Annotated in this window: 9 protein-coding genes; 3 read left to right on the top strand and 6 right to left on the bottom strand. The window is 65.0% G+C overall.

Annotated features, from left to right (window positions below; all coding sequences use genetic code 11):
* Positions 1–50: 50 nt before the first annotated feature.
* Positions 51–1,031, top strand: a complete 981-nt coding sequence (locus ACIQYU_RS11920) for an LLM class flavin-dependent oxidoreductase (RefSeq protein ID WP_402799978.1) — start codon at positions 51–53, stop codon at positions 1,029–1,031.
* Positions 1,032–1,147: 116 nt separating this feature from the next.
* Here ACIQYU_RS11920 and ACIQYU_RS11915 read toward each other — a convergent pair whose 3' ends face one another.
* The 3 genes from ACIQYU_RS11915 to ACIQYU_RS11905 form a co-directional block, all read right to left on the bottom strand.
* Entirely contained in the window at positions 1,148–2,158 is a 1,011-nt protein-coding gene (locus ACIQYU_RS11915) for an aldo/keto reductase (RefSeq protein ID WP_207831912.1), read from the bottom strand.
* Between the two features lie 71 nt (positions 2,159–2,229).
* Positions 2,230–3,750, bottom strand: a complete 1,521-nt coding sequence (locus tag ACIQYU_RS11910; protein ID WP_233687791.1) for an FAD-dependent oxidoreductase — start codon at positions 3,748–3,750, stop codon at positions 2,230–2,232.
* 198 nt (positions 3,751–3,948) lie between these two features.
* Positions 3,949–5,277 carry an MFS transporter gene (locus ACIQYU_RS11905; RefSeq protein WP_207831915.1) on the bottom strand — a complete coding sequence of 443 codons (1,329 nt, stop codon included), beginning with the start codon at positions 5,275–5,277 and terminating at the stop codon, positions 3,949–3,951.
* Positions 5,278–5,439: 162 nt separating this feature from the next.
* On the opposite strand from ACIQYU_RS11905, the gene ACIQYU_RS11900 reads away from it, so the two are divergent.
* A complete protein-coding gene (locus tag ACIQYU_RS11900) occupies positions 5,440–6,537 on the top strand; it encodes a sugar diacid recognition domain-containing protein (RefSeq protein WP_233687792.1) in 1,098 nt (365 codons plus the stop codon).
* A 141-nt stretch (positions 6,538–6,678) separates the two neighbouring features.
* Positions 6,679–7,818 carry a glycerate kinase gene (locus ACIQYU_RS11895; RefSeq protein ID WP_233687793.1) on the top strand — a complete coding sequence of 380 codons (1,140 nt, stop codon included), beginning with the start codon at positions 6,679–6,681 and terminating at the stop codon, positions 7,816–7,818.
* A gap of 126 nt (positions 7,819–7,944) precedes the next feature.
* Here ACIQYU_RS11895 and ACIQYU_RS11890 read toward each other — a convergent pair whose 3' ends face one another.
* From ACIQYU_RS11890 to ACIQYU_RS11880, 3 genes are all read right to left on the bottom strand, one after another.
* A complete protein-coding gene (locus ACIQYU_RS11890; RefSeq protein WP_207831922.1) occupies positions 7,945–8,895 on the bottom strand; it encodes a site-specific integrase in 951 nt (316 codons plus the stop codon).
* A gap of 93 nt (positions 8,896–8,988) precedes the next feature.
* Positions 8,989–9,972 (bottom strand): SCO family protein, encoded by a 984-nt coding sequence (locus tag ACIQYU_RS11885; protein WP_402799970.1) that lies wholly within the window; start codon positions 9,970–9,972, stop codon positions 8,989–8,991.
* 320 nt (positions 9,973–10,292) lie between these two features.
* Positions 10,293–13,679, bottom strand: a complete 3,387-nt coding sequence (locus ACIQYU_RS11880; RefSeq protein WP_402799968.1) for an Ig-like domain-containing protein — start codon at positions 13,677–13,679, stop codon at positions 10,293–10,295.
* Between the last annotated feature and the right edge of the window lie 233 nt (positions 13,680–13,912).

Here is a 13,912-nt window from a genome sequence, read left to right as displayed (position 1 = left end):
GCTGCGCAGCAGGGAAACTGGCAGTCACCGAGAATCCCCGTGGAGACCCCATGACTGCACTGTCCGTACTGGACCTGGTCATGATCGGCGAAGGCAAGACCTTCGCCGACGCGATCGAAGAGTCCCGCCAACTGGCGCGCCATGTCGAGCAACAGCAATACAGCCGCTACTGGATCGCCGAACACCACGACATGCCGGGCATCGGCTCGGCCGCCACGTCACTGGTCATCAACGAAATCGCAAACGCCACCCGGCATATCCGCGTCGGCGCCGGTGGCATCATGCTGCCCAACCATGCGCCGCTGGTGGTGGCCGAGCAGTTCGGCACGCTAGACACCCTGCACCCAGGCCGAATCGACCTAGGGCTGGGCCGTGCGCCAGGCACCTCAGGGCCAACCGTGCGTGCCTTGCGTGGTGCCGCACCAGAGCGTGATTTCAGCCAGGACATCGCCGAGTTGCGCGATTATCTGGCCGACAACGGCAAGCGCCGGGTGCGTGGCGTACCTGGCAGCCACGATGTGCCGGTATGGATCCTCGGCTCCAGCCTGTTCGGCGCCGACCTGGCGGCGAAACTGGGCTTGCCCTATGCCTTTGCCTCGCACTTTGCCCCGCGCTACCTGCTGCAGGCCATCGCCCATTACCGGGCCAACTTCCAGCCTTCGGCACAACTGGCCAAGCCTTATGTGATGGTGGGCATGAACCTGTTCGCCGCCGACAGCGATGCCGAGGCGGACTACCTGGCCAGCTCCCATCGCAAGTGGATGCTGGACTTGCATGTGGGGCGCTTCGGCCTGTTGCCCAAGCCACAGGAAGGTTATGTCGAGAGCCTGCCGGACCATGAGCGCGCGGTACTTGAGCAAGTCATGGCCTGCACCGTGGCCGGTGGGCCGGAGCGGGTAAGGGAAGGGTTGCGCTTGCTGATCGAGCAGACCGCCGCAGATGAACTGATGATTGACTGCCGCATCCACGACCCGCTGTCGCGGCAGCGTTCGCATGCCTATGCCGCGCGAGCCTTGGCTGAACTGAGCTAAACCCTGCCGGCCTCTTCGCGGGTAAACCCGCTCCCACAGGGATTGCACAGGCCCTGAGGCCTAGGTAATCCTGTGGGAGCGGGTTTACCCGCGAAGAGGCCGGAACAGGAGGGTGATCAGCTGCGGGCCAACCGCCCAGTCACATAATGAGCCACATCATTGAACCCCGGCGTCGACGCATGCCCCGGCGTCACCAATGAATCGATGAACGCCTCATCCTCTGCCGTGATCTTCACCGCCAGCGCACCGCCATAGGTATCCCACTGTTCTTCCGTACGCGGCCCGACAATCGCCGAACTGACCAGCTGGTTGTTCAGCACCCAGGCGATAGCGAACTCGACGATACCCACGCCCTTGGCTTCAACATAGGCCTGGATCTGCCGGGCGGTGGCCAGCGACTCCTGGCGCCATTCCACCTCCATGATGCGTTTGTCCTGGCGCCCGGCACGGCTACCGGCATCTGGCACTGCGCCTGGCGCATACTTGCCACTGAGCACGCCCCGCGCGAGCGGGCTGTATGGCACTACACCAAGGCCGTGGGCAGCCGCAGCGGTGAGCTGCTCCGGTTCGGCCTGGCGGTTGACGATGTTGTACAGCGGTTGGCTCACCACCGGCCTCGGCACGCCCAGCCGCTCGGCAATGTGGCAGGCCTCGGCGATGCGCCAGCCACGGAAGTTGGACAGGCCCCAGTAGCGGATCTTGCCCTGGCGCAGCAGGTCGCCGATGGCCTGCACGCTCTCTTCCAGCGGTACTTTGTGGTCTTCGCGGTGCAGGTAGTAGATGTCCAGGTAGTCCATGTCCATGCGCGTCAGCGTGGCATCGAGGGCATTGAAGATGTGTTTGCGCGACAGCCCGCTGCGGTTGGGCAGGCCATCGGCCGGGCCGAAGCCGACCTTGCTGGCCACGATCCAGTCCTGCCGATGGCGGGCCACCGCTTCGCCGACGATTTCCTCTGCGCGCCCGGCGTTGTACACGTCAGCAGTGTCGATGAAGTTGATGCCCTGGTCCCAGGCCTTGTCGATGATGCGCAGGGCGTCCTCGGTGCTGGTCTGCTCGCCGAACATCATGCTGCCCAGGGTAAGGGCGGAAACCTGCAGGCCACTGTGGCCGAGGGGGCGGTAGATCATGCGCGTGGGTCCTTTGACAGTTGGCTGATCTACCTGTTTTACACACAACCGGGGCGCAATGAAAGGCGGCCTCAACCGATCAACGCCAAGGCCTCTTGCAGGCTCAACGGGCGCTTCAGGCGTTGTGACAGTGTCGCCATGGCATCGGAATAGCCCTTGGCGATGACCGCCTCGACCCGCTCATCCACGCATTGCAGGGCGATGAAGTCGCCTTTTTCCGGCTCGCCGACGAATTCGATACGGTTCCAGTCCCGTGCGTGACCCAGTACTTCGTAGGTGCGGCCGTGCTGGTAGGTCCAGAAGAACGGCACGTCGGCATAGCGGCGTTGCTCGCCGAGCATGTTGGCGGCGGCGATCACCCCGTGTTGCTGGGCCAGGCGCCAGTGTTCGATACGCACCGGGCGCCCGCTGAGCGGAAAGGTGGCGATATCCCCCGCAGCCCATAGGCCATCTGCCGCGCGCATTTCGGCATCGACTTGCACCGACTTGTCTTCGGTCAGCAGCACGCCCTGGATGAAAGTGGTCGCCGGTTCTACCCCGGTGCCCAACAGCACCAATGGTGTCTGTAGCCGCTCACCGTTGGCCAGCAGCACGGCTTCGACCTTGCCCTGGCCCTCGATCCGTTCGACCTCGGTGGGGCCGTGGAAGGTGACCCCCTTGCGTTCGTGCAGCTCGCGGATGCTACGGCCGATGCGCTCACCCAACTGCCGGGCCAGGGGGACTTCGTGGCGAGTGACCAGGTGCACCTGCAGGCCGTACTTGCGCAAGGCAGAGGCGGCTTCCAGGCCGATGAACCCGTCGCCGACGATCACGACCGGCTGGCCGGGCTCGGCAGCGTCCAGCAGGTGCGCGGCATCCTCCCGTGAACGCAGGGTAAATACCCCGGGCAGATCGACTCCCGGGATATCGGGCCGCAGTGCCTTGCCGCCGGTGGCCAGCAGGCAGGCGTCATAGTCGATCTGCTGGCCGTCGGCCAGAGTGACCTGGCGCTTCTGAGCGTTCAGGGTGCGCACCTTGCCATGCTTGCGCTGCAGTTGGCCCTTGCGCAGGGCGTCGGCGTCGAGCAGGGCTGGCACTTCATCGGGCGGCATCTGCCCGGCGATCACGAACTTGCTGAGGGAAGTACGATCGTAGGCCGGCTGGCGCTCCTGATCGACCCAGACCAGGTGGCCGGCGAAGCCATGGTCCAGCAGGGTGGCGACTGCGGCACTGCCGGCGGCACCGGCGCCGACCACCACGAAACAGCGGGCATCGCTGTGGCGGGGCGGCTCGGTTCTGGGCAGGGGTTGGTCGTCGACCCAGACCTCGTCGCCTTTTACCCAGGTGCTGTAGCGGCGCAGGTCGGCCAGCGCCGGCGGCTCGCAGACCGCGCCCTCGTCCACGGCGAACGCGGCCTTGTGCCAGGGGCAGACCAGCAGACCGCCACAGACCACGCCCTCATTGAGTGGTGCGCCTTCGTGGGGGCAGTTGCCCTGGTAGGCGTGCACCTGGTCGCCCTGGCGGATGAGGATGATCTCCTCGCTGCCGGCCTGGACGCGCAGGGGGCGGTGTTCGTCGAGCTGGGCCAGGCGGGCCACGGCGTACTGGGTCATGGAGGTTCTCCAAAGGGGGCTTTGGAACCATTTGACGCCTGGGCTGGGGAGGGGATGCGTTGAGCTGACGACCGGTGGAGGGTGTGGATTGTTGTGTGGCCTGGTCGGGCCTCTTCGCGGGTGAACCCGCTCCCACATGGATCCCACAATCGTCCAGTTGGTGGTGATCCTGTGGGAGCGGGTTTACCCGCGAATGCCTCAACTGGCCCGTGCAGTACTCAGCGCACCGGCCCGGGTTACCCGCAAGGCCACCAGGCTACCCAGCACGATCAACGCCGCCAGCGAATACAGCGCGGCATCGGTCGAGCCGGTCTGGTCCTTGATGAAGCCGACCAGATACGGGCTGAGGAAGCCGGCCATCTGGCCCACCGAGTTGATGATCGCAAGGCCGGCGACAGCTGCGCCGGCGCTGAGCAGCGCGGTGGGCATCGGCCAGAACATCGGCAGGCCGGTGAGGGCGCCCATGGTGGCAATCGACAGGCCGAGGATGGCGATGGCCGGGTTGCTGGCGAAATTCACCGCGATCAGCAGACCGATGGCGCCCATCAGCATCGGTACCACAAGGTGCCAGCGGCGCTCGTTGCGCAGGTCGGCCGAGCGCCCGCAGAGGATCATGAACACACCGGCCAGCAGGTACGGGATGGCGCTGAGCCAGCCGATCAGCAGCGGGTTGTCGAAGCCCATGTTCTTGATGATCGACGGCAGCCAGAAGTTGATTGCGTACACACCGCTCTGGATGCAGAAGTAGACAAAGCCGAAGGTCCAGATCAACGGGTTGGTCAACACGGCGAGCACGCTGTCGCCGGTGGTGCTCGGCTTGCTGGCGGCATCGGCGTCGAGGTCGGCGGCAATCAGCTGGCGTTCGGCCGGGCTCAGCCAGGCGGCTTTCTGGTAGCCGTCACTGAGCAGGAACACTGCCAGTACCCCCAAGGCAACGGTCGGCAGGCCCTGGATCAGGAACATCCATTGCCAGCCGGCCAGGCCGTGCTGGCCGGCGGCGAAGTGCTGCAGGATCCAGCCGGAGAACGGCCCGCCGAGCAGGCCCGACACCGGGATCGCCGACATGAACAGGGCCATGATGCGGCCGCGGCGGGCCGCCGGGAACCAGCGCGAAAGGTACAGCACCACGCCGGGGAAAAAGCCGGCTTCGGCGGCGCCGGTCAGCAGGCGCAGGGCGTAGAATTCGGTGGGTGTGGTGACGAACAGCAGACAGGTGGAGAGGCTGCCCCAGGCGATCATCATCAACGCGATCCAGCGCCGCGGGCCGAAGCGGTTGAGCGCCAGGTTGCTCGGCAGGCCGCAGAGCACGTAGCCGATGAAGAAGATGCCGGCGCCAAGGCCGTACACCGTTTCGCTGAACTTCAGGGCGTCGAGCATCTGCAGCTTGGCAAAGCCGACGTTGACGCGGTCCAGGTAGTTGAACAGGTAGCAGATGAAAATGAACGGAATCAGCCGCAAGGTAATGCGCCGGTACAGCGCGTTGCGGGTGGTATCCGTGCCTTGGTCAGGGGCGGGGCTGTATGCCATGATCGGGTTCTCTGTTGTTATGGTTGTCGCCGCGTCGCCTGTTCCGGCGCTCGCCCTGACGAGTCTCGGGGACTGCGGCGTGCCTGTCTTTGTGCTTTTGCACAGCACTTGCACCGGGCTGCTGTGCCCGAGCCCAAAACCTGACACCCAAAGGACCGTTCAATGTTCGAACTCGACCATGACCTGGCACAGGATATCGTGGACCGGGCGATGGCAATTCTGCCCTGCAACGTCAATGTCATGGACAGCCAAGGTTTGATCCTCGGCAGTGGCGAACCGGAGCGCATCAATACCCGTCACGAGGGCGCGCAGCTGGTACTGGCCAACGGCCGGATCGTCGAGTTGGACACCGACGCGGCCAAATGCCTGAAGGGCGTGCAACCCGGGGTGAACCTGCCGCTGATGCTCGATGGCCGATTGATGGGCGTACTTGGCCTGACCGGTGACCCGCAGCAAGTGCGCACCTATGGCGAGCTGGTGCGCATGACCGCCGAAATGCTGCTGGCCCAGCGCCATTTGCAGGCCGACCAGCAATGGCGACGGCAGCGCTGTGACGATTTGCTGGCCCTGCTGCTGGGCGGCAGCGGCGATTCTCCCCGGTTGCTCGACGAGGCTCGGCAACTGGGCCTGAAACCCCAGTTGCCACGGGTACCGTGCCTGTTCGAGCTGGCCTCGGGGCCACCCGCCGAAACGCTGTCGGCGTGGTTGATGAGCCGCTACCCGGACAGTTGGTGTGTCAGCCCGGCCCGCCAGTCGTTGTTGTGGTGTCGCCCGGCCAGCGTGGTGCTGGACGAACCGCGCCTGCTGGAACGCCTGCAACGCAATGGCTGGGAAGTGGAACGGCTGGCCCTGGGCGGTGCCGCGCAAAGCCTGGAACAACTGCGCCGGGGTTATCGCCGGGTGCGCGACCTGTTGGCCTATGGGCGCGAGGTACTGCCCGGCGAGCGCCTGCTCAGCTTGCAGCGCTACCGGTTGCCAGCCTTGCTGTGGCGGCATCGCAACGATGATGCGCTGGATGAATTGCTGGAGCCTTTGCAGCGAATTCGCAGCAAGGACAGTAGTGGGCAGTTGCTCACCACCCTGCGCGCCTGGTGTGCCCACGATGGCCAGAGCCAGGCCTGTGCCGATGCCCTGGGCATCCACCGCAACAGCCTGCGCTACCGCCTGGAACGGATTGCCGAACTGGGCGAGGTGGACCCGCTGCGCATGGAAGGCATGCTTAGCTTGTACCTGGGGTTGCAGCTGCTGCCTGCCGACTGAAGGGTTGCCTGCACCGGCGATAGGGCCAATACAGGCGAAAGGCATCTGCCCAAACAACCCGCCCGGCGTTTTGTGCATTTGACCGAGGCCACCTTGGCAAGCACCTGTCAGCATGCCGCTCATCTGGACAGGAGAAACCCCATGAAGATCGTCATTGCCCCCGACTCGTTCAAGGACAGCCTCGACGCTGCCGGTGTCGCCCGCGCCATTGCGACGGGCCTGGGCGAGGCCTGGCCGGAGGCCGAGCTGGTCGAGTGCCCGATGGCCGACGGTGGCGAAGGCACCATGGATGCGATTCTTGCCGCCAGCCACGGCGAACTGCGTTGTCAGACCGTGCGCGGGCCACTGGGGCAAAGCGTCGAGGCCGGTTGGGGCTGGCTACCGCAAAGCCGCACGGCAATCATCGAAATGGCCCAGGCCAGTGGCCTGCAGCTGGTGCCGACTGGCCTGCGCGATGCCTGTCGCAGCAGCACCTGGGGCACCGGCGAGCTGATTGCCGCCGCCCTGGCCGCCGGCGCGCAACGGGTAGTGCTGGCCATCGGCGGCAGTGCCACCAACGACGCGGGCAGCGGCATGTTGCGGGCGCTGGGCCTGCGCCTGCTGGACGCCGACGGGCAAGCACTGGAAGAGGGCGGCCTGGCCTTGGCCAAACTGGCCCGCATCGATGCCAGCGACCTCGACCCGCGTCTGGCCGAGGTGCAATTCGAAGTTGCGGCAGACGTCGACAACCCGCTGTGTGGCGCCAATGGCGCCTCGGCGATCTTCGGCCCGCAGAAGGGCGCCAACCCGCAGCAGGTGCAGGCGCTGGACCAGGCCCTGGGTCATTTTGCCGACCATTGTGCGCAGTTGCTGGGGGAGGATGTGCGCGACTACCCTGGCTGCGGCGCTGCCGGCGGCATGGGGTTCGCGGCCCGGGCATTCATGGACGCGCAGTTCCGTCCCGGGGTGGAAGTGGTAGCCGAACTGGCCGGCCTGGATGCCTTGGTGCAAGGCGCGGACCTGGTGGTGACCGGCGAAGGGCGCTTCGACGCCCAGACCTTGCGTGGCAAGACGCCGATGGGTGTGGCCAGGGTTGCCAAGCGCCATGGGGTGCCGGTGGTGGTGCTGGCCGGGACCTTGGGTGAGGGCTACCAGCAGCTGTATGCCCATGGGGTCGATGCCGCCTTTGCCCTGGCCAGTGGGCCGATGAGCCTGGAGCAGGCATGTGCCAATGCCGCCGGGCTTCTGCGGGCGCGAGCTTGTGATATCGGGCGCTTGTGGCGTTGCGCGAAGCAGATTTGAGCAGGTTGACCGGTGAGCGCTGTGGGAGCGGGTTCACCGCGAGCACCGGCGAAGCCGGTGCCATGCACCCATTGGATGCTGCACGGTGTAAATTCCCAAAGGGTATTGCCCGCTGGGGCGGTGTACCTAAGGAATAAGCTTTTGCGCCTGGCTGGCCGGTAGCACGGCCAGTTCGCCAAAGCGCTGCGCCGCGTCGATGTAACGTAACGCCGACTTGGCGTCTTTCCACCCCACGTAGCTCATCAGCGACTTCAACTCCCAGCCGTTGGCCGTGGCCCAGGTGGCAAAGCCACGGCGCAGCGAGTGGCCGGTATACAGCGCCGCTGGTACCCCGGCGCGTTCCAGCATGCGCCGCAACAGGCCGACCAGGCTGTTGCTGTTGAGCGCGGCGTCGCTGAGGTTGCCCCAGCGGTCGAGTTTGCGGAACACCGGCCCATGGGCGATGCCGGCGACTTCCAGCCATTGCAGGTAGGCGGTGACCGGGCACAAGGCCTTGAGGGCCGGGGTGCGGTGTTGTACGCCCAGGGCTTCGCGGTCGCCCTTGCTGCGCGGCAGGAACAGGGTAATGCCGACACCGGCCTCGGCCTGGATGTGCTCGACGCGCAGGCGTGCCAGTTCATCACCCCGAAAACCGCGCCAGAAGCCCAGCAACAACAGGGCAGCGTCGCGGCGCGCCCGGCGCAAGGCGGCCAGGTCATGGTGTTCCCGGGCCTGGCGGGCTTCTTCTTCAAAACATTCCACTGCGCTTTGCAGGTGCTGCAGCAACAGCGGCGCGGCTTGCCTGGGCGGTGCCGGGTGCAGGGTGCGGATGCCGCGTAGTACCTGGCGCACCAGCGGTGCCTTGGTCGGGTCGGGGAAACCTTGGGCCACGTGCCATTGGCTGAGCGCGGCCAGGCGCTGGCGCAGGGTGCTGACTGCATGCTGGTCTGCGTGATCGGCCAGGTAGCGGGCAATGCTCTCGGCCGTGGCAGGGAGAAAGCCGCCCCAGTGGGTTTCGAAATGCTCGATGGCGGCCTGGTAGCTGCGCCGGGTGTTGTCACGGGTGGCGGCGCGGAGGTAGCGCTCGATGTCGGTCATGGTGCGGGTGTCGGTGGGCGATGGGCACACGATAAACCGAAATGGGTTGCCTGTCCCGGCTGTGGTTTCAGCATGACTGATGGCGCGTTGCCTTTAAGGGTTTCCCTTTTCTGCCAGGGGCGTCTGCAGGCGTGCGGTTTCTTCCTCTATGTAGCTCATCAGCGCGCTGACTTCGGCATCGCCCAGGCGCATGTTGGGCATGGCCAGGCGGTTGTATTGTTCGTACAGAAGCATGGCCAGGGGGTCTTTCTGTGCCAGCATCTGGTCGGGTTCCTTAAGCCAGCGGGTCAGCCAGTTGGCGTCACGCTGGCGGGTCACGCCCAGCAGGTCAGGACCGATGCCGGGTTGCCCTGGCTCGGCGTTGCCAAGGGTGTGGCAGGACGAACAGCGGGTACGGAAAAGCTGCTCGCCGCTGCTGGGGGGGCGTACCTTGGGCGCCTGGGCGTAGTCATTGGCCATGGCACTGGCCTGTTTCCAGTTGTGCAGGCTGTTGCCCAGGCGGTCGGCGAGGATGTACGGGCTTTCGAAGGGCGAGGCCTTCATCCAGCGGCCGGTGGCCTGGTTGCCGATGATCAGGCTCAGGTTGTGGTCCTTGGAGCGGCCGTTTTCCAGGCCTTCGATGTACAGGCCGAGGCTACGGCGCAATTGCTCTATATCGGCCGGCTCGCCGGTGAGCAGCGTCCAGCCAGGGCCGATGCCGAACTTTTCGGCGTAGCGCTTGAGGGTGGCGGGGGTGTCGTTGTAGGGGTCGATGCTGATGGAATAGAGGAAGATGTCCTTGCCGACCCGATCACCGAGGATTTTCTGCACCTGGCGCAGGCGGGCGGTTTCCACTGGGCAGGAGTCGGAGCAGCCGGTAAAGATGAAGTTGATGGCGACCACCTTGTCCTTGATCAGGTCGTCGAAAAAATGCACTTTTTCCCCGTCCTGGGTGAGCAGGGGGATGTTGGGAAAGTAGTCGGAGCCCCAAGGGGTTGCTGCTTCCTCGGCCACGGGTTGTTGCGGTTGCAGCGGCCAGAACGGGATGCTGGCGGCGAACAGCGAGAGCACCAGCAGGAAACGCCATGAGCCGGACATGATGCGGTCCTCGTAACGGTATTGAGGCTGCCACGCAGCCCATCACCGGCAAGCCTGCACATCACTCATTGAGTTGGCAGGGGCCCTGTGGGAGCGGCTTTAGCCGCGAACACCGGCGAAGCCGGTGCCATGCACCGCGTTGGATTCTTCGCGGCTAAAGCCGCTCCCACAGGGTATGCGGACTGCTTGCAAGTGCAGTTATCTACGCCCCAAAGGGCTGGGCCAGTTTCCACAGGTACTGCACAAGGCTTGGAGCCGATGCAGTCGAGGTGGGAGCCGGCTTGCCGGCGATGGGCCGCCAAGCGGCCCCCGCTTTACCCTCACTTGTATCTGACTGGCGCGGTCACGCTCTGCCCCAGCGCCGATTTCACGGTCACCGTCGCCGGCGTGGCCGGGCCATAGCCGCTGGTGGTTGCCACCAACCGCCAGCTGGCACCGCTGCCCGTGGCGGTCATTGTGGCGGTGCCCAGGTTCACCGGGCCGCCGGTGGTAGCCACGGTCACAGTGATGCTGTTGCCCGTGGCCACCGAGGTAGTGCCTGCGACCTCCCAGGTGAAACGGTTGCTGCTGAGCACCTGCACCGTGGCAGTGGTGACCTGGATCTGGTCGATCGCCGCTGCGCCTACCGCGATGCTGACCGTGGCCGGTGTTACCGATTCGGCGCCCTTGGCGTCACGCGCCGAGTAGTTGAAGCTGGCGGTGAACGGCGCGGCAACCGTGGCCGGCGGGGTGTAGGTCACCGTGGTGCCATCGGTGCTGGTGGTGCCCTGGCCGGAGTCCGGTTGGCTGAGACCGACGACCTTCAGCGGCAGGTTGCCTTCCGGGTCGGTGTCGTTGGCCAGTACATTCAGGGTGATCGGCTTGCCGGCCGTGGTTGCGGCGCTGTCGTTGGCCGCGACCGGCGGCTTGTTGACCGGGTCTTCGCCTTGGTCTTTGGTGCGGAACGTCGGCAGGCCAACCGAAGCCACGTACTCCACGCCATCCCAGCCCGGCAGCGGGGTCGGCATCACCTGGAACTGGCCCGGGTGTTCCAGGTCCCAGCGCAGCAGCATCGAGGTGTCCTCATGCTGGGTGTTGTGGCAGTGCTCCATGTAGGTGCCGGCAAATTCGCGGAAGCGGATGGCCATTTCCACTTCCTCCGACGAATCGACATCCGGCCCGATGCGGTACACGTCCTTGCGCGCCCACTTTTCCCATTCTGGCGGTGCCTTGCCGTCGCGGCTGAGGATCACACCTTCCTCGAAGTGCACATGCACCGGGTGGCTCCAGCCATTGCCGCCGTTGACGATTTTCCACACTTCCAGGGTGCCGTCGCCGCTGAAACCGCCGTCGGTGGACTGCTGGGCCAGCTGTGGCGCCGCACCGATACGCCGTGGGTCCATGCTGTAGCCAAAGCCGCCATCGGTCTTGATGGTCCAGGGCTGGGTATCGGTACCGTCGGAGCGACCGAAGATGAACTCGCGGTGGCGGGCCGCCTTGAGCTTGGCCTGGTCGGTGGCAGAGTTGCGGTCAATCGGCAGTGGTAGCATCTTCAGGCCTTCGGCCTTGCCCGGTTTGGCCGGCTCATAGTCTGCGGGGTTCATGCTCAGGTCCTGGCCACTGTAGGGCTGTACCACAAGCTGCAGGAACTTGCCGATCCCTGGGTCGCCGTTTTCCCAGCGCGGGCCGCTGGTGGTCTGCTTGATCACTGGCTTGTACTTTTCCGAGAGCACGTCGGCCAGCGCGATGGCGCCTTCCGGCCCCTTGCCGCTCAGGTGCTCTTCCAGGTTGACGAAGTACAGCTTGTCGCCGACCTTGATGCCGTTCTTGGCGAAGTTGATGATGATGTCGTAACGCTCGGCGATACCTTGCAGTGGCAGGATGCCGTTGTTGTCCTGCAGGTTGCCGTCACCGTTGAGGTCCAGGGTGCCGTCGAACGGCACGGTGTGCTCCATGATGTTGCCGTCGTTGGCGATCATGTGGAACGGCACCCGCGCATACGATACGTTGGAGCCGGTCGGGCCTTTGAATTCGCCACTGGTGCCGGCAATTTCCCGCACCACGGCGAACTTGAAGTAGCGCGACACCGAGCCGTTGAGGATACGGAAGCGGTAGCTGCGTGCCCGTACCTTGAGCACGGGCCGGTACTGCCAGTTGACCAGGATCTGGTCGCCGAGGAAACCATCGGTGTTGAACGGGTTGAACCACAGCTGGCCGTTGGCATCCCAGGCCTTGTCGGCGATCACCAGGTTGACGTCATAGTCGCGGTTACCCCACGGCATGCCCGAACCACTGGGGAAGCGCAGGTTCACGCCATCCTGCAGCGCCTCGTTGCCACGGTCCAGGGCGCTGTAGTAGTTCATCATGGTGGCGTTGCCTTTGTAGACGTTCTGCGCCGTGAAATCCAGCATGTGGTCGTGGAACCAGTGGGTGCTCATGGTTTCGCGCCAGTCACCACGAATCTTGATGCTGCCGTTCTGGCAGGTTTTCAGGCCTGGCGAGGCGTCATTGACGAACAGGGTTTCACCCGGCGAGCAGGGGAACGCTGCACGCGGGTCCTGGGCCCGGGTGTTGATGGTGTCGTAACCGGCCAGTTGCAGCGGCCAGCGGTAGTCGTAGTACTGCCCTGGGAAGAAATAGGCGTTGGCAAAGCCGTCACTCTCGGCCGGTGAGTGGCCGTTGTGCTCGTGGGTCGAAAGGGTGTGCAGGCCAAAGCCGGCGTTGGCCGAAGGGTCGATCGGCAAGGCGTTGTAGTGGCGCATCAGGATCGGTTGGCCATAGCGCACCATCAGCAACTTGGGCGGGAAGGTGCCGTCGAAGGTCCATAGCGACTTGTGGTTTTGCAGTGGCATTTTCGGGTGGAAGCGGGTGTCGATACCCTTGGTGGTGCCCAGCGTGGTCGGGATGTCGGAGGTCTGGTAGTACAGGCCGCCCGGGGCGAACTCGCCAACCGCGTAGTTGTGCAGTTGCCTGCGGTCACGCAGGCCAAGGTTGATGCGCGCACCGGCCTGGGCGGTCTTGAACCCCGCCTGCGGGGTGAACTCGTTCCAGCGCTGGTGCGACCAGCCTTTTCCTGGTGGCCGGCCTTCCGCCGGCGAACCGACCGGCTGGCGGTTGAGGAACATCTCGATCTGCGCCTTCCACGGGTTGCGGTCGAGCACGTTGGAATACTGGGTCGGGAACGGGTACAGGCCCGGCTGTTTGAGGAAGGCTTCCAGGGCCGTGCCGCTGGGGCCGCTGCGAGCTACCACGTTAGGGTCCTGCGCCGGTGCTGCGCCCAAGGTGGGCACGGGGAAGGTCAGGGGGGGCGGCGGCAGCGTGGGGTCGAGCTTTTCCGTGCCGAATTCCTCGAACAGCAGCAACTGCTGGGTAAACGGCAGTGCCCCGAACAGCGGGCTGGGCTTGCCGTTGGTGGGGTATTTGTTACCGGTTTGCAGGGCCGGCGGCAGCACGTTGTTGGCGCGTACCGTGTCGCGGTCGCCGTACACGCCATTGGTCAGCTCCAGCGCACCTTGGTTGGTCGGCGGCATGTTGTAGAGGTCTAGCAAGGCCTGGGTCGGGTCGGCCGGCTGGTTGGTGTAGGCTGACGGGTCGGTCGGCGGTGGCATGCTGTTGTCGTCGAGGGGGGCGGCCATGACCGTGACCAGCCCTAGGCTGAGCATCAGCGCAGTGACAGAGGACAGCTGGAACGCATGCCTGGCAGGGTGGATCACGGCAGTTGTTTTCATAGCCTTGTGCCTCGCTCGCGGCCTTATGGCTTTACGCTATCGATGGCGTTTTGCCCGTTTATGGGGCTAGAGCAACGGTTGTGCCAACCCAAATTGGGGGAATACCTTTCCAAACAAATCCTTGTAGTGCCTGATGTGCGTAAAATGCCGTAGCGTCAAAAATGGGTGAAGGTCCCCACTAGTGGGTCACCCATTGCCCACTGATTGGGTAGTGACAGCACCGGCGCCCTGGG

The sequence above is a fragment of the Pseudomonas sp. NPDC096925 genome (genome assembly GCF_044762545.1).
Taxonomy (GTDB): Bacteria; Pseudomonadota; Gammaproteobacteria; order Pseudomonadales; family Pseudomonadaceae; genus Aquipseudomonas.
This window is presented reverse-complemented; position numbering and strand designations above follow the sequence as displayed.

Coding starts and splice junctions, on each gene's coding strand:
- ACIQYU_RS11920 (WP_402799978.1), top strand. CDS start 51: ATGACTGCACTGTCCGTACTGGACCTGGTCATGATCGGCGAAGGCAAG.
- ACIQYU_RS11915 (WP_207831912.1), bottom strand. CDS start 2,158: ATGATCTACCGCCCCCTCGGCCACAGTGGCCTGCAGGTTTCCGCCCTT.
- ACIQYU_RS11910 (WP_233687791.1), bottom strand. CDS start 3,750: ATGACCCAGTACGCCGTGGCCCGCCTGGCCCAGCTCGACGAACACCGC.
- ACIQYU_RS11905 (WP_207831915.1), bottom strand. CDS start 5,277: ATGGCATACAGCCCCGCCCCTGACCAAGGCACGGATACCACCCGCAAC.
- ACIQYU_RS11900 (WP_233687792.1), top strand. CDS start 5,440: ATGTTCGAACTCGACCATGACCTGGCACAGGATATCGTGGACCGGGCG.
- ACIQYU_RS11895 (WP_233687793.1), top strand. CDS start 6,679: ATGAAGATCGTCATTGCCCCCGACTCGTTCAAGGACAGCCTCGACGCT.
- ACIQYU_RS11890 (WP_207831922.1), bottom strand. CDS start 8,895: ATGACCGACATCGAGCGCTACCTCCGCGCCGCCACCCGTGACAACACC.
- ACIQYU_RS11885 (WP_402799970.1), bottom strand. CDS start 9,972: ATGTCCGGCTCATGGCGTTTCCTGCTGGTGCTCTCGCTGTTCGCCGCC.
- ACIQYU_RS11880 (WP_402799968.1), bottom strand. CDS start 13,679: ATGAAAACAACTGCCGTGATCCACCCTGCCAGGCATGCGTTCCAGCTG.